Origin of the sequence: Geofilum sp. OHC36d9 (genome assembly GCF_052400685.1) — a bacterium.
Lineage (GTDB): Bacteria > Bacteroidota > Bacteroidia > Bacteroidales > Marinilabiliaceae > CAZHHH01.
This window is the reverse complement of record NZ_JBQTGJ010000017.1, coordinates 16116-34412: the sequence shown is the minus strand read 5'-3', so window position 1 is coordinate 34412 and position 18297 is coordinate 16116. Positions and strand designations below refer to the sequence as shown.

The 18297-nt window shown below is 40.7% G+C and carries 9 protein-coding genes; all 9 read right to left on the bottom strand.

Annotated elements, in window-relative coordinates; genetic code table 11:
• Nucleotides 1-41 precede the first annotated feature (41 nt).
• A complete protein-coding gene (locus ACT3CD_RS14035; RefSeq protein WP_444646275.1) occupies nucleotides 42-2192 on the bottom strand; it encodes an alpha-glucuronidase family glycosyl hydrolase in 2151 nt (716 codons plus the stop codon).
• A 43-nt stretch (nucleotides 2193-2235) separates the two neighbouring features.
• On the bottom strand, nucleotides 2236-4908 hold the full coding sequence (locus tag ACT3CD_RS14030; protein ID WP_444646274.1) for a glycoside hydrolase family 3 C-terminal domain-containing protein: 2673 nt from the start codon (nucleotides 4906-4908) through the stop codon (nucleotides 2236-2238).
• Nucleotides 4909-5017: 109 nt separating this feature from the next.
• Nucleotides 5018-6961: a sialate O-acetylesterase gene (locus ACT3CD_RS14025; RefSeq protein ID WP_444646273.1), complete on the bottom strand. Its 1944-nt coding sequence runs from the start codon at nucleotides 6959-6961 to the stop codon at nucleotides 5018-5020.
• Nucleotides 6962-7103: 142 nt separating this feature from the next.
• Entirely contained in the window at nucleotides 7104-9065 is a 1962-nt protein-coding gene (locus ACT3CD_RS14020) for a RagB/SusD family nutrient uptake outer membrane protein (RefSeq protein WP_444646272.1), read from the bottom strand.
• A gap of 10 nt (nucleotides 9066-9075) precedes the next feature.
• Nucleotides 9076-12147 carry a SusC/RagA family TonB-linked outer membrane protein gene (locus ACT3CD_RS14015; RefSeq protein ID WP_444646271.1) on the bottom strand — a complete coding sequence of 1024 codons (3072 nt, stop codon included), beginning with the start codon at nucleotides 12145-12147 and terminating at the stop codon, nucleotides 9076-9078.
• A gap of 112 nt (nucleotides 12148-12259) precedes the next feature.
• A complete protein-coding gene (locus ACT3CD_RS14010) occupies nucleotides 12260-12589 on the bottom strand; it encodes a hypothetical protein (RefSeq protein WP_444646270.1) in 330 nt (109 codons plus the stop codon).
• Nucleotides 12590-12947: 358 nt separating this feature from the next.
• Nucleotides 12948-15143 (bottom strand): endo-1,4-beta-xylanase, encoded by a 2196-nt coding sequence (locus ACT3CD_RS14005; RefSeq protein ID WP_444646269.1) that lies wholly within the window; start codon nucleotides 15141-15143, stop codon nucleotides 12948-12950.
• Nucleotides 15144-15218: 75 nt separating this feature from the next.
• Nucleotides 15219-16607: a glycan-binding surface protein gene (locus tag ACT3CD_RS14000; protein ID WP_444646268.1), complete on the bottom strand. Its 1389-nt coding sequence runs from the start codon at nucleotides 16605-16607 to the stop codon at nucleotides 15219-15221.
• Between the two features lie 41 nt (nucleotides 16608-16648).
• Nucleotides 16649-18286 carry a RagB/SusD family nutrient uptake outer membrane protein gene (locus tag ACT3CD_RS13995; RefSeq protein ID WP_444646267.1) on the bottom strand — a complete coding sequence of 546 codons (1638 nt, stop codon included), beginning with the start codon at nucleotides 18284-18286 and terminating at the stop codon, nucleotides 16649-16651.
• Between the last annotated feature and the right edge of the window lie 11 nt (nucleotides 18287-18297).

Sequence of the window (18297 nt, the reverse complement as noted above, 5' to 3'; positions counted from 1 at the left end):
AAATAAATTTAAATCGTATAGTCATCGTATTCATCATTAAATCAATTATGGTTTGTCATTTCAAACTTAATTTCTTTCAGTTCCTCCAAATCGTAAATTGGCCGCTCCAACTCTGCGGGAATGGGTCGTTTTGAAAATGTCTGAAAATAAAGCACACAAGCATCCCGCCACCAAATAGCTTCACGAGTTTGTAACTTTAGCTTATATTGTACATCACTAAAACGCTGATGGTCAACATAACCTTCCAAACGATCCCACTCTTTCTGAAAATAACGAACTTCGCCAACTCCATCGTAATATTTATAAACAAGTTCATTCCAAAGCGTTTGCCCATTATGCATCCTATAATCCCATGGGAGATGGTGAAACCAAAGCAGCAAATTCTCCGGACATGTGGAAACATTATTATAAAGATCCTTCACCGGACTGAAATACTGATTCACCGAATTACTTCCTGTTGATGACCGGTCAAAGCCGATTCCATCTTCGGAAGCACGGTGATAATAACTGGGCAACCAATCAGGACGAGCCCCTTCAACGGTGCACCAGGGTTCAGGTCCGTGATGATGATTCCATCCCATAAGATGATGTAACCCCAACGGGGTCATATAGTTAACCACAGCCTCTCGCGAACGCATCATTACTTCAACCACCGGGTCAACAAAATCCGGATCTTCAGTAAAAGTTTGAATCACCCATTCTCGCGCAATCTGATCAGATGAAAGCTGATGATTCCATGATAAACGACCAAATGCATACCAGTTAGCCTGCGCAAAATGATGCCCTGTCCAGTTAACATCCCGGCCAATATTAGACACTCCGGCAATCGCAGATAAAGTATGGTTAAACAAGGTTCCGTCAGTTGCTTTAGCCACTGTTGAGCCGGTCCCTTTAGCATAGGTATCAGCATCCAGCGTCTCCTTCCACATGGTTGACAGGTAGGCCAGGTGTGTTGAAAACCCAAGATACTCCTGGGTTATCTGAAATTCGAGCATTACTGATGCATTTTGCATCGCTCCAAACATCGGACTAAAAGGCTCGCGTGGCTGAAAATCAATGGGGCCATTCTTAACCTGAATAATCACATTGTCGTCAAAAGCACTGTCGAGAGGCACAAACTCAGAATAAGCCTGTCCGGCACGATCATCATGTCCTGCGGCATAAACAAATGCCCGCCACATAACAACCCCCTCATAGGGTTTTAAAACCCTGGCCAGCATATTGGCTCCGTCGGCATGTGTTCGGCCAAAGTCTTGAGGACCAGGCTGACCTTCGGAATTCGCTTTTACCAAAAACCCACCAAAATCCGGGATTATTTTATAGATCTCCGCCACCTTCATTTTCCACCATTCTATTACCTTTTCATTTAAAGGATCGGAAGTCTGTAATCCGCCCAAAATAACCGGTGATGAAAAATTTATTGACATATAAACCTTAATATTATAAGGTCGCAGGACATCGGCAATACGCGCAAACTGGCGGATATACCCATCGGTAAGCACCTGCGGATTGGCATTCACATTATTTAAAACAGCCCCATTTATACCTACCGAAGCATTGGCACGGGCATAGTCGATATATTTCCGTTTCAATTGATCAAATGGTTCTGTACGATTCCACCATATAGAATAACCTGCATACCCGCGTTCAACCGTGCCATCCAAATTATCCCAATGATTAAGAACTCTTAATTGATATTTTGGTGCCTCAACAACGTTAACATCTTTTAAAGAAGCACCGGTCTGAATCATCCGAAGAAGTTCGAACGTGCCATACAACACCCCGGCCTCGCTGCTACCTGCCACCACCATATAATGCCGGCCCTTTACCTGTATGGTTTTAATAATGTAACTCTCACGGCCCAAATCCTTAACGTCATCTGCCAAATTTAATTTGTTGATTAATGGACTTTTAGAAGTTACCAAAATGAGAGCGTTCTTCGTCAGGTCAGAAACTTTAGGTAGCCTCGTTCCAATCAAGCCTTCGCAAGCCCTCTGCACCTCATCGGCAGCAGCCATCATGACAGGGCCCGATTCATTCATCACCAACGTCTCAATGGTTGAGACAAACTCTGTCTTTCGGCTGTCATCAAGCGTCGCATAACGCAACCACAACTTCTCACCCGTCTCTGCAACGGTGTCGAATGCGAGTAACAGTAGTACTGTCACAAACAAAAAAACATTACTTTTCACAAATTATCTTCTTTAAATTTCAGCAAAATCATTCCCTTTTATCTTATTGACAAATAAGTTCACCAACAACTTTAACGCGACCGGTCAATACAGCTTCATTTTTTAGTCGGACTGAACTGGGCTGGGCACTGCCAACATATAAGTCAACCGGGCCAGCATAAACCACTTTACCATACTCAGGATGATATAGCGACAATTGTGAGGGAGCCAACTTAAAGACAATCGTTTTTGTTTCCCCTCTCTTCAGAAAAACCCTTTTGAAACCTTGCAGACTGCGAATTGGCGCATATTCATTATCAGGATGACTCAAATACAATTGAACCACTTCTTCGCCATCCATACGACCGGTATTGGTTACGTCAACACTAACAACCAACGAATCGTCGGCCATAATTTCGTTAAGCATCTGCAAATTAGAATATTCAAAAGTGGTGTAGCTCAAACCAAATCCAAACTCATACAAAGATTCGCCTTCAAAATATCTGTATGAACGACCTTTCATACTGTAATCGTCAAAGGCAGGCAACTGCTTCACCGATTTATAATATGTCAAAGGCAATCGACCCGCCGGGTTATAATCGCCAAAAAGCACATCTGCAATGGCTCGTCCACCGGCCTGTCCGGGGTACCAGGCTTCAAGGATGGCCGGGATATTCTCAGCTTCCCAATTAAATGCCAACGGACTCCCGTTAATCAGAACCAAAACAGTTGGCTTGTTAAGCGCCATCACTGATTTTATGAAATCAGACTGTATTTTAGGCAATGCAATATCGGTACGATCGCCCCCGGCAAAACCCGGCACATGCACATCCATTTCTTCTCCTTCGAGCAATGGGCTTAAGCCCATGCAAAGAACAATAACATCAGAAGTGGCCGCCAAATGTAAGGCTTCCTTTTCACGATCAAAGCCAGGTATTTCCCATCTGATATTTGCCATTGGACGCATCATTTGACGCTGATGAAATTCAAACCTAACATTGTATAACTTGCCGGCTTCCAGATACACACCCTTATATTTAGTACCGGGATGATGAACCTGACTTCTTCCGGCCAGTAAGCTATCATTTAAATAAAAGGCATAATCAGGAAACCCGTCACCCCCGAGTTGATAATTACCGGTAACAGGTGGTACCAAAACACCCGTCCAGCGAGCTGAAAACAGCTTGTTGTCGATGCCCGGCTTAGGTTCCTTATCCCACCACACAAAATTCAAACTCTCATCAACACCCGTAAAATCAGGAGCACCCGTAAAATCCTCACGATTAAAGTATTCACTCTTCAACCCGTTTTGCGACAACGATTCATCCGTAAACAGATACTTTGATGCCACGGGTTCAAGATAAGGATAGCCTTCGGCCCAGGAAGTACCTAACGCATATTGAACTTCGGCCATCGGTAACTTCTCCGCAATACCATTAAAAGGAGTTTTAGGGTCAGATGGAAAACCATTATAATTACCTAATAAAACGGCCTCATTATTAGCATTAGGACCTATTACAGCCACTTTTTTAACCATCTGCTTGTCAAGAGGAAGTATCTGATTCTCATTTTTAAGCAACACAATGGACTTTTGGGCTGTTTTGAGCGCCAGTTCGGCATTTTCGCGACTATCAACCACCGAATAAGGAATAGAGTTATAGGGAACCATGGCAGGCGGATCAAACATGCCCAACTTCATTCGTGCCAGCATCAAACGCTTAACAGACTGATCAATCTCTGCCTCAGAAATTAAACCTTTATTTAAAGCTTCAATTAAACCTTTATAAGAATTGCCGCAATTAAGGTCAGTGCCTCCTTTCACTGCCATGGCAGAAGCCTCGGCAGCATCTGCTGCAACTTCATGGTCGCCGGGATGGTAAAAATCACGTATAGCGCCACAATCGGAAACCACATACCCCTGAAAACCCCAATCCACTCTAAGAAGATTGTCCAGAAATTCACTCCCGCAACAGGGCTGACCATTCAGACGATTATAGGCACACATAACCGAATAAACATGGGCCTCTTCAACCGTTTTCTTAAAATGCGGCAAATAGGTCTCAACCAAATCATAATCAGACGGAGTGGCATTAAATTTATGACGGTCGGGTTCGGGTCCACTGTGCACCACGAAATGTTTGGCAGTAGCCACAACTTTCAGATACTTCTCATCGTTACCCTGTAGACCTTTAATAAAATTAACGGCCAATTCGCCGACCAGATACGGGTCTTCACCATAAGTTTCCATACCCCGTCCCCACCGGGGATCCCTGAAAATATTAATATTTGGCGTCCAAAAAGTCAATCCTTGATAACGCCCACGTTCACCTTTTGCTTCAAATTCGCTATGTTTGGCTCTAGCCTCATCAGAAATGGCTGTAGCTACCTGCAACATCTGATCTTCGTCCCACATGGCTGCCATTCCAATGGCCTGCGGAAAAACAGTGGCTAATCCTGCGCGGCCCACGCCATGCAGGCATTCATTCCACCAGTTGTACTCAGAAACCCCTAATCGTTCAATCGCCGGTGCCTCATCAAGCATCTGCGACACTTTTTCTTCCACTGTCATACGCGACACCAAATCTGCGGCACGCTCCTCAAATGTAAGTGACGTATCCTGATAAGGTAATTTTGGCTGAGAACAACCTGCCAACCAAAATGCACCAACCAAAAAATAAAGAATGACCGGAGCCGGCTTTAAAATATTAGCCTTTCGAAGTGTAATTCCTATTTGCATAACGATAATAATTAATTTTTTCAATAGATAATCACCTAAAAATCACAATAAAAGTATAACTTATCGCGAGAATAACATCGTTATTATGTACGATTGATACATCCCGATATTAAAAAGGTGCGATAATAGCTTCAAATGGGATTGCCGGCAAACCATCAACATTAAATAACCGTGCATTTTGGGGATTATCGGCCCATGCATATCTTACTTTTACGGGATCAGGTACATCATCATTCCATACTTCAACCTTACAGCCTTTAATTGCAGCATTGGCCCACATCCACTTTCCATCTCTTCCTGCCACGGCAAATCCGGTCAGGTCCTTACCTTCACACTTCAATCCGTTTTCGGCATGACTAAAGGATACGGTACATTTATGGCCGACAACTGTAATAGACTCAAATTGCGGTCCGGAATAAACAACATCTTCGTGGTAGGCCACCTTTTGAGCCGCCAGCGCCAAACGATGCCCGACTTCCTTTTTATTTAATGGATGAATATCATTCCATTCACCAATATCATATGTCACAGCCATAGCCGTATTTGGAAGTGCAAGAGCCGATGCTTGTGCCTCCCGCAATTGAGCAAGGTCACTCTCACAAGGTTCCGCACACGCTTTATTCAAATTGGCCAGCTGCACATACAAAAAAGGAAAGTCACCTTGTCTCCAGCAACTTCTCCAGTTCGTTATCATTGTCGGAAACAATTGACTATAATCATTGGCCTGTCCCACATTTGATTCGCCTTGATACCAAAGAGTGCCTTTGATAGTATAAGCAACCAAAGGAGCAATCATCGCATTAAACAACCCCCCGGGTTTCCATCGGATAAACGTTTGCGGTTTGGCCGGTGCCATAACAGCTCCCATTTTCCAATGCCATTCACCGGTTAAATTAACCGAAAAATTACCGGCAGTTATTTCGTAAGGCTTATCGGGCACAAAACCACCAGAACCATTTTCATTAATGATGCGCACAACAATTACATTTTTACCCGCTTTTAACACATCTTTAGGTATGTGATACCAGCGTGGAGGATACTGATAGGAGGTACTCCCTATAAAACAGCCATTAATAATTACCGAATCGGCATCGATAATGCGCCCCAGGTTTAAAAAAGCTTCGGAACCTAAGAGACTATCAGGCCATTCAAAAATTTTACGAAACCAGGCTGATCCATTTCCGGCCTTTTCATTAGCAATGTTCCAATAACCCGGCACAGTATATGAAGACCAGTCTGAATCATTAATAGCTTCGGACCACCAGGAAGGTGTTGCCAAAACACCGGGATCAGAAGCGTTTAACTGGCGGTACCAATCATCTCTATTGGATTGATTTTCTGCCTCAATGACTTCAATCAAAGAATCGCTTTTAAACCTTTGCATTTCATCATAATAAGGCGGAAACGACTTTAAAGAAGTTTCACTCATCCAGGCTTCGACCGGAGATCCTCCCAGGCTGGCATTAATAATTCCAATTGGAACTTTGTATTTAGTATTAAGTTCTGCAGCAAAAAAATAGGCAACCGCCGAAAATGAAAGTACGGACTCCGGCGTTACTTTTTGCCAACGTCCCCCGTCTAATCGTTTTTGAGCGCTCTTAAAATTATATGTTTTGGGAACTTCAAAATACCTAATCTCAGCATTTTCGGCCTTCGACATCTCTTCTTTATACAACGGTAACACCCGTCTGATGGGCAACTCCATATTCGACTGACCGGAACACAACCACACATCGCCCAATAAAATATCATTAAGAATGATGGTTGAATCAGCGGAAAAAATGGTCATTTTATAAGGACCTCCGGCATCACCAGTTGTTAACCCGACACACCATCTTCCGCTGGAATCGGCAACCGAATCATACTGCCTGTTTCGAAAGTCAAGAGAGACTTTATCACCGGCCTTACTCCAGCCCCAGATGTTAACGCTGTCATTCCGTTGCAAGACCATATGGTCAGACACTAAAACAGGCAAATAAAGTTGAGCAGGTGAAACTTCAAACAACCATAAAAAGACAAAAAGTAAACATAAATGACGATAAATAGAAAACATAAACACTTAGAATAAAGAATATCTTAATACTGCAAATAAATTTTAATTTTCACACAAAATAAGCGACAACAAATGAGTGAATTTAATAAGTTAAAAAAGGAGTTGCAGATGCAACTCCTTTTTTAAAAATTGAGAGCATTTTCTATAAATCCCGATAGCCCGGATTTTGATAATCATACTTTTCTTGTTCCGTCATTTCCAAAGCGTCTAACTGACCCTGTGGAATAGGACGTAAATAGTGATAATCTTCAATTGTTCGAGAATAAGAAACAGGTGTATGATCGCCGAGACCAGACCCGCAAATCTCATATAAACCAGCCAAATCAGCCCATGTTTGCGTACGAACTAAGTCAAACCAACGGTATCCTTCGCCATAATACTCTCGAGAACGTTCTGCGAGAATATAATCAATGGTAATAACAGAAGGTGTTGCAGCAATCATATCAGCACTCCTGTCTTCAACTTTCTCCGAATTGCCATTATTATCCCAACGCCACTTCCCTGCACGAGCACGAATAATATTGATTAAATCAACAGCCGTTTTACCCTCTTGAGTTGATGCGCCTTTTACTGCGGCTTCTGCTGCAACAAAATATAACTCTGAGAATTTAGCTATATTAAAGGGACGCGTACTGGCGGCATTAGGTTGCCCCAGTCCATTGCCATTATCAGTCCGGTAACAACCCAACTTCCATAAACCAGGATATGTTAAACGACTAATTCCACGGGGAGAAATTACATAATCGGATCTTCCAGGTAATACACCTGCACCAATATTACTCTTGTAAACTGAATTTGAGTAATCAATTGTTGTTGCAGGTTCTTCATCTAAAAACGTTAAAATAGCGTCTCCCGGATATACAATCATATTATTAGCATTATACAAATAATCATTGTCAACGCCACCTTTGGGCCAGTTTGCCCGATAACTTGTTACAAAAGTTCCGTCATAACGGGAATCATTAGCCTTATCGGCAAAAGTATTTTCAATCACACCAATAGTGGGGCACATACGTGTCCATGGACGGCCGTAGGCCTGAGCTGCTTCACGCTGAACAGAACTCTTCAAATCCGTCCAGGTCTCATCAACGGAACTTCTAATATTTGTGTAATTCCAGGTCATCATCCAAACGGCAAAATTGTCAGGTGCTGAACCACTACCATATGAAAGACTACCACCATTATAATATTCACTATCTTCAGTATGATCGGCATACAATAAAATTTCATTATTGCGATCATTCTGTGCCAGGTTAACATCATAAAACGTCTCCTGCAAGCCAAAAGTCCCAGGATTATCAATTGCTTCAACAGCTATATCGTACGCCTGTTGAAAGTACCATGAAGCATCATGTCCATCCGGATCAACCCGATCACACTCCGGGTATGTCGAAATATTATTTGGATTTTCTAACCACCATGCATATGTCAGATAAGCTTTGGCTAAAAATAAACGTGCTGCAGTTTTTGTAACACCACCTGTTACGCGTCCCGCTTCTGGCAAATTTTCAACAGCCTTTATCAAATCCGGGAATATACCAATAGTATATACTTCAGGTACGGTATTACGAACAGATGTTCTTGAAGTTGAAGTATTGAACTCCATAATACCAGCTCCTAAATCCAACGGTACGCCACCAAAAGTTTGCACCAACAAAAAATAGTCGAATGCACGAAAAAAACGGGCTTCTGCGATTAAAGCATCCGAAATAGTTCCTACAACTTCGGCATTTTCAATAATACCGCTAGCCGTATTTATGTTAGAAAATGCAGTTCCCCACAACACATCCGAACGACTGGTTGAAGCCGTAAGGGTTCCAACACCCGAGAGATCATGATCCTTAAAATTACCGTCCGCGCTTTGGGCATAAGTAGCTTCATCGGTACCTGTTTGACAAGCGTTATAATAGTAGGCCTGTCCATAAATATAACGAAGATGGGCGTACATTGAAGTTAACCCTCCCATAACCCCTTCTTCTGTTTTAAAGGCACTTGGCTCATAAATACTGCGCGGCGTTTCGTCCAACACGTCAGAGCATGATGTTACCGACAAATTCAGCAAAACAACCGCTCCAATAATAAAGTTAATATATCCTCTTTTCATTATCGTTCTTTTAAAATGTCAAATTAATACCAATCAAATAGTTTCGAGTAGATGGTGTATTTGTACCAATAGTCAGTAAACGTTTCAAATTCTCACTATATGATACAGCTGCATTTTCATCACCATATGAGTTGGTTTCAGGATCCATTCCCGATTCTCTTTTATATGGTGAAAAAATAACAAATGGATTCTGCACGGTACAATAAATTCTAAATTTGTCAACACCCATATTTTGCATCCATTCCTGATGAAAATTATAGCCAAGCGAAATGGTGCGAACTTTTAAAAATGAGGCGTCAAAATATCCGAGTGTACTTCCATATTTAGGATTATCACCACTGGTAGGACCACCAGGGGCAGGATAATCAGCTCCCGTATTTTGAGGCGTCCAATAATCGACATCTACATTTCCTCTACGGCCACTGAGCATATTCAAATACCCAGAAGATGAATACAAACTACTAATTAGAGTACCACCTCTTTTAAAAGATCCAACAATGCTCAAATCAAAATTATTATAAGCCACACGAGTATTAAAACCACCCTGGAAGTCAGGCTCCAAACTCATCACTTGCCGGTCATCAGCTCCAATTTGTCTTGTAGGAACGCCATTTTCGTCATAATCGCCTGTATATTCAACTTTTATCATACCTGGTTCGCCGGCGGTCCCTTCCAGTTCAAGTAAATAGGGATCATCTTCTTGCCAAATTCCAATTTTTTTGTGGTCGTAAACAACATCAATGGGATGACCTACAAACCACCAGTTACTTTCATCCGTCATCTGCCCTGAAGCAAGTTTAAGCAGCTTGTTACGATTTGCATACAAATTAACACCTGCCTCCCATGTCCAACCATCTACATCGTCTAAAATTACACCATTAAGAGACACTTCAAATCCTTTATTCTCTGATTCTCCGATATTAGCGTAATAACTGCTAACTCCTGATGTACTTGGCAAATTAACACTTAATAAAATATCATTGGTCTTTTGAACATAATACTCAAAAGTACCCGACAAACGATGATTCAGCAGCGAAAAATCAACACCATAGTTCATTGTTTCCGAATATTCCCATCCCAAATTATCATTTGGTAATTCAGACACATAGGCTCCGGTAGAATAGGTATCTCCAAAATTATAAGGTCTAGTGCTCATAAGACCTAAAGTTTTGTATGGATCAACCGACTGGTTAGAAGTCTGACCATAACCGATACGCAATTTTAAAGAATTGATAGCAGTAAGGCTTTCCATAAAAGACTCATTATTAATATTCCAGCCTGCAGACACAGCTGGATATGTGTGCCATTTATGCCCTTCAGCTAATCGAGATGAACCGTCGGAGCGCAACGTCACGCTCAACATATAGCGATTATCATATGAATACATGGCACGCCCCATCCATGACATCAAACCGCTCTCACTGTATAACTGATTATCAGGATCTATAGTTATTTTGGTGCTTGGTGCTTGTCCCAAATTGTAAAACTGGAAATGATCAGCTGGAATATCAGTTGCAGAAATCTGAGACTTATTATACTTGGTCTCTTCAGCCGAATACAACGCGACAATATTTAAATTATGTTTTTGAGCAAAAGTACGATCGTATGTCAACATATTTTCGATTGCCCAATTTATATTATGAGAATTACTGATAGAAGCGCTAGATGGGTTATCTAAGTTACCGCTAAAAACGCCAACTCCAGTGTAATTTCCACTATTACTTTGTCGATAATTCAAACCAATATTAATGCGATATTTCAATCCTTCGACCCCTGGAATTTTAACCTCACCATACAGAGTATTATAAGAGCCAAAAGCCCTTGTCTGATCAATCCATTTATCGCCAAGATTATCGATTGATTCCTCAGTGTAAACCCAACTTTTATCATCAGGCATTTCAATGATAGATTTCAACGACCCATCTTCATTGTAAGGATTGGCAATAGGCGAATTACTTAAGGTTGAATAAAGACTTAAGTTATTGCCATTATTTACAGAGTAATTACTGTTAGTCGTGAATCCAACTTTAAATATTTTACCAATTTCCTGTTCTAAAGTCCCTCGTATTGAATAACGTTCAAAATCCTGCCCAGGTAATATAGCCTCATCTTTATAGTAACCTATGCCAAAATTATAATTACCTTTTTCAGTACCACCTGAAACCCCAATGTTGTGACTTGTCACCATCCCGTTTCGATATAACAAATCCTGCCAATCCGTATTGACATCTCGCGATTCATCTAAACCGTCAGTTTCATACTTCCCTGCCACATCACGCATTGCAGCAAATGTAGGGCCATCCATCATTGGATAACGCGCAAAAAGAGTCTTCAAACCATGGTAGCCATTATAAGTAAACTGAGCAGTTTGCCCTTTACGGCCATTTTCAGTAGTTATTAAAATGACGCCATTGGCACCACGCGAACCATAGATAGCCGTTGCAGACGCGTCTTTTAAAATATCGATACTTTTAATGTCGTTAGGATTAATATCGCCTATAGAACCGGCAAAAGGAATTCCATTGAGTACTACCAATGGATCGTTACTTGCATTAAGTGATCGTGTACCCCGAATACGAATTTGCATTTCAGCCCCTGGTTTAGAGGAAGTCTGTGACATTTCAACACCAGATACACGTCCCTGCAAAGCCTGTGTAATGTTTGAAGCCGGTACTTCACGCACGATATCACCTTTAACTGAAGCGACCGATCCTGTTACAGCTTCTTTTCGCTGCGTACCATAACCAACCACAACCACTTCTTCGAGACTCATAAGATCTTCCTGAAGCGTCACATTAATCACTGATTGCTGATTAACAGGCAGGCTTTGGACCGAAAAACCTATAAAATTAAATTGCAGAACACCGTCGGCAGGCACTTCAATTCTATAATTACCATCAACATCAGAAACAGTACCTTGTTGAGTACCCTCCAATACAATGTTCACACCCGGAAGAGAGGCGCCCGAAGCGTCGGTAACGTTACCGGTTACTGTGATATTTTGAGAAAAGAGTCCCAAATTCACAGACATTAACAATAAAAAGGTACAAAAAACCTTTTTTAATAGTAGAATCTCTTTCATTGAAAATAGATTTGGTAATAGTAAATAATACATATTTGATAAACCACTAATTTTTCTAACATTTTGACAGGATTTGGAAATCTCTGCATTGAATGGAAATCTTTAATTGCTCTTATAATTTGTTGTCAAATGCTAAAATTTGTATTTGTAAAAATATGTCAACAAACCTTATATTTGGTAGAATTTTATAGCTATAAAGGGGAATTTTATAGAAGAAAGAGGAAATATTAATGTTTTGAGAGTAAAAATTTAATATAGAGGAAGAGGACTTATAAAAATTGAAAATCCGAACAGGTCGCATAAATTTTAACTTCATAGCTATTGTCAGCAATAAAACTCCATTTTTTTCGCTACGCTCGCTTTCAAAATGATCATTTATACCAATAAACTCAGATTTTTCAAGCTTCGCAAGCCTCAAAAATGAAGCTTTCTTATCTGCCACAAGAATTTTTTTGCAATCACTTGCTACAATAAATGCAATAAAACGTCTAATAGGAAAATGGTAAAGAATAGCGCACGAACCAGAAACAGTCAATAGTTAAACATAGATGTCCACTTGAAATAAAGAGAATTGTGTAAAACCCGATTTTAATAAAAGGGCGAAAAATTTTAAGTTGTATTGAGGTCGCTTTCTGTCTCAAATGATTTCAGAATTACTAACAACAGCTATATTTTAATATAATTGAATTTTGTGATACACAATAAAAAGACAAACATTAAATTGAAATAGAAACTTGCAGAGATGTAACAAAAAAGGGCCGGGAAATATACCGGCCCTTTAAAAAGACATCTAAAGATCTTTAGTATTGCAATTCACCAGTAAAATCTTCGCTCACATCCCTGCCTGCCAATCCATCAGCAAACGTTTTGTATGAGAGCTTACGCTCATAATTGGCATCCCACAAATTTGGTGCGTCATCAGGTATCCAATTTTCATGCTCAGCCGGATTATCACTAATCCCCCATACATTAATACCATACTGCTGATCTTCAGGAATTATAGAAAGGTAAGATTCCACAACAAACTGATACATCTCAGCCTGCTTCTCGAAATGATCGGCCGACGGCGCATCGGTTGACACCTGAATGTCAAACTCTGTTACTTTAATCATTTTTCCTGTGGCAGCCAGCTTTTCAAACATTGCTACAATATTATCTTTATTGGTGTTAATGCTGAGGTGCATCTGAGTACCAATTCCATCGACCTCGGCTCCCTGACTTTCAATGTAATTAACATATTCAATCAAACCATCACATTTAGTCAAATTTGACTCAAGATTGTAATCATTAATAAACAAAATATCTTCAGAATTACCATAATCTCTTGCTAATTTAAAGGCTCTAACAGCGTAGTCCCGACCTAGATACTTCTGCCAGTAAAACTCATCTGCAGCCGGCTCTGAAACATTCCCGTCTCGCACAGTTCCATTTTCATTCATTGGCTCATTCACAACGTCCCAGGCGTGCACATCATCCTTATAATGAGTCACCATTTGCATAATGTAGCTATCCATGGCCTCGCCTATAATCTGAGCTTTCTCTTCATCCGTTTTTTCAATAATAGTAACTGATTTTAACTTAGGAGCTGTTTCGGCTACAGGTTTCAATCCAAACACAATATTATCAATATAATAGGTGCAAGCCGTTTCGCCAAAATCAAAAATAAACTTCGTTTTATCATCCGTGGTAGGGACGATTGTTTTCTCTACCAGCATCCAGGAAGTTCCTACTTCAATACCACCATAATAATCGCCACTGTAATCATCATTTTGAATTTGTACTTGCAACATAGCATTAGTGGAAGCTTTTATCATAAACGAGCAGGAGTACTCAGTCCCATTTTGCAATGGAGCATCAAAAGTATATACCTGTTGGGCTTCATAATTTGAAGCAGGAGTTGGATTAGTCAAAACCATTGCATAACCATTTCCTCCATATCCATCACCTTCTGCCGAAACTTCCCTTGTAGAACTATTACCCCATCCATTCCAGGGCGAAAGTGTTCCGTTTTCAAAATCACCATTGCTAATCAGATTAACAACCGTAGGTTCAGCATCTAAATCAATAACAGTTAGATTCTCAATATCAATGTAATAAGTAACACCTGGTAAATAACCTAAATCAAATGAGATTTGAAAAGTTGAAGCAGAAAAACTGCTCAGGTTAAATTTAACCTGTTGCCAAACGGCATTTGTTTCAAAAGCTTCAGTCGCACTCCCGGTGTCCATCCAATCGATCCATGGATAAGTATCTGTAAGTCCTGAAAATGAAATACGCCCCTTACCCGGTTGATCAGAGCGAATATAAAAAGACACCTCATAAGTATGCCCATCAATGACAGGTATTTCAGGCGTAATTAACTGCAAATCCCAAGCATTGGCAGCGGTAGCACCAGATATAAGCTGAACTGCACTGGCTCCAGTTCCCAACCCGGATTCGGCCACCGTTTGAATTCCATCACCCGGATTGGCTTTATTCCACCCCGTATAAGAATTATCGTTGAGCACCGAGACATCAAGCAGGCTGCTTCCTGCAGGACCCGGAATAACATCAGGTGCAATGATACTATTCAAATAACTTGCATTTTGATTTTGATGCCAAACAAGCGTGTGCCCATATACACTAAGTCCGTTGTCCCTGGCTTTAGCAATAAAAGCATCAACATTGTCAAAGTTTATTTCACCCTTACTGTTTACCATTGCGCCATGTTTCATATGATAACCCAGAACTACTTCGTCAAAATTTTCATTTACAACGCTATCATAAATAGCATCCTCCATGTACATGGTTAAATCAATACCTGCACCTAAGCGCATATCGGTATACTCTTTCAATGGTTCATAGCGCGATATTTTTTCAATCGTAGATAGTGGAATTTCTGCCACTGTAACTTTCTGACTGGAATCACGCTCTTCCCAATCCATTTTTTCATCATCGCAAGACGTACTGAAAAGTGCCGCCAATACAACAACAGGCAATATATATTTGTAAATCATTGTTTTATCATTTTAATTGAAACTTTAGTATTATTTCATAAGTGATGTAAAAAAAATTACTCTCAAAATAAAATACTATTCGGGCAATTCTTCATCCGGGAAATCTGAATAGACAGGCGTTTCAAGAGGAACCACCCGCCAGTTGTCGGTATAAACATCAACAGATGTTGCGCTGGAGGGAAATTCAATACTTTCATCAGCACTATTCCCCGTAATTTGAGAAAGATTAAAATCAGAATTTTCAAAAAAGATGCCGAAATTTTTGTAGGTAGCACCTTCACGAGCGGCGATAACATCCTCAAAAGTATATTCTGCTTCGGCATCTGAGAAACCATAGAATGAGCTAAAAGGAATAGTTACAGTTGTCCAGCCATCTGTAACAAATGGAACAACATCTTTTCCAATAACCCATGGCACATAATTATAAGTATTGCCGCTCCATTCGCCGCCATTAAAATTATTATACAACAGAATTTTCAGAAAACCTGTATTGGCCCACTCATTAGGGACATAAATATCAAACTGAAAAGCCACTTCTCTAACGGATGTTGATGCCGGAATATAAGACGTTAACTGCCCTCTCCAGTCATCAACATCATTCCCGGCAGTCCAAACCTCAGAACGACGATTGGCTGCAGGCGAAAATTCAGTTAACCGGGCAGGCCGATGCGGCACATAATTGCCTTGTGAAACATTACCTGTACCTATAGACTCTGACATCAAATCTTCATCATTAATCATGCTTCCCGTTTCGGACCAGCTCCAGAAGCCTTGTGCGCCAAGACCATCAAAATCAAGAATTACACCTTCTTTAAAATTAAAATAGGCTGGAGAATAGGCGCCCCCGTTCGCTCCCTCAACTAAAAGAGAACCACTTTCGGTAATACCTGCAGGAACGGTTACTGTAACAAAAGTGCCCTCCTCATCGGAAACAATTCCTTCGGTAACTTCAATATCCCCTGGAAAAACCACCTTGTTAATTTCAACAAGACCAGTGCCATAAATTGTTATAGACTCACCAGCTAATGGCATGGTGTGTGAAACACCAGTAATAGCAGGAGCCGCTTCTCTAATTTCTAACGCATACACTAACTCTGCGGCTGTTTTTACAAAATGGATAGTATTACGTACGTCAGCTTCTGCTTCTGATGTCGGCGTATCACCACTCAACTGCAAAAACATATTGTTGTCCGTTACATAAACAGGATTAAAATAAGTGCTATAACCGTTGACATAAACCCTACGCATTCCGGTAAAACCGGAACCCTCAATTCGCAATACCTGTCCCAGACGCGCAAAATTGACTGCCCGGCTGGGAACTGTTGATTCAGCTTCTTGCAAATAAACATTACTAATGACAATGGGCGTACTGCCACTTGTATCCTCATCGTCATCACAGGCTGTTGCAAACCCCAAAATCCCAAGGAATCCCAACAATAACCATATATTATTTAAAATTTTCATACGTTTTTGTTTTAAAATTTAAACTTCCCAAACTAAAATAATTAGTTTTCAAACAGATTTATTCTTTCTTCTGTAAACTCAAAGGGTACAGGATCCTGTCGCAGCAAGGGATTTTGAACCAGCTCCGATTCAGGATAAGGTAAAAGAAGAGACGCTGCGGTTGCAGTAGCAACTTGTTGCGCTGTATTTAAATCTCCTTCCACATAAGTGCCATCTGCATATTCATAACTAACGGCTCGTTTCTGTGTGTCATTAACATAATTAAGAACTTCCTGCTGACGATAATAAGCCCGGCGAACCAAATCATACCAATACTGACCTTCCATGGCCAATTCTACACGACGTTCGTAGCGAATGTCTTCATAGGTAATGACATCTTTGGTTGGCATTCCGGCCCTTGTTCTTACTTTATTAAAATATTTAAGCGCCTCAGCATCGGTTGTAGAGGCATTATTACCAAGAATTGCCTCTGCATAAATTAAATAGACTTCTGATAAACGAAGCATTTTGGTTGTTAAACCAGAATTCATGCGTTGCACAATACCATCATTATCTTTCGATGATCCTACAACCCCCTTTTTAACATTACAACGGTCGGTTTCTTCATAAATATAACCGCCGGCAGCTTTGACCAATTCAGGATATTCAGCACCATAAGTTGCAAATGTTGCATGAAGGCGTACGGTATCTTTCACATCGTATTCATTAATCATATCCCATGAGGCGAAAGTATAATACCCCCAGGCAGCGTCATCGCCTGTAATTTCAGAATTCCACGCAAAAAAAGCCTGTTGCGTGTTGGTTATACCATACTCTGTTGAACCACCTACCCATTGCAGGCCAAATAAAAGCTCAGGATCATTATTGCCAGCCAGCGTAAACAATGCTGCATAATCCTCATTTAGCTCAAGTCCGCTTTCCTCACACACCATTTTAGCTGCTTTACGCGCCATGTCAAGATATTCTGAATCGCGAACGCCACCATCTCGATCAGAAATATTATGCAACCCTGCATAAGATAAATATACACGGGCCAACATTCCATATGCGCTCCACCTGGTCAGTCGGCCTGTCTGAGTAACCGTTTCAGGTAAATATTTAGCCGCAAATTCAAGATCACGTATCGCAAATTCAAAAACATCATTACGGGAGTTGGTATTTACAATGGGGTTATTGACTAATTTAGTATTATCCTCAATAATAATCACATCACCCCAAAGAGAAGCCAGATACCAATAGGCCGTGCCTCGCATGAACCGGGCTTCGGCAATAGTCATATTCTTTTCTTCTTCTGTAACATTGATCGAATAATCTCTAATGTTATTCATCGTGTTGTTGGCCTGACCAACCACATTATACAGCGACCGCCAAGCTGACACCAAAGGACCCGTTAACGAAGTTTCTGTGAAATTGGTAAACGGATAGATATAATCAGAATAAGGTGCAAACAAATTATTACTTCGGCCATCACCTAAGGCATAATAAAATTTGTCGTTAAAATCGAACCAGACTTTGCTATACAGAGGAGCTGTAGCAGCCTGTAATTCAGCATTACTTGTAAAATAATTATCAAGGGTCAGTTGATCATTCGGTTTCATCTCTAAAAAATCCTCATTGCACCCTGATAAAATCAGCATGGCAGTTGCCGCCACCACCAAAAATTTATTTTTTATTTTCATGATCATACACA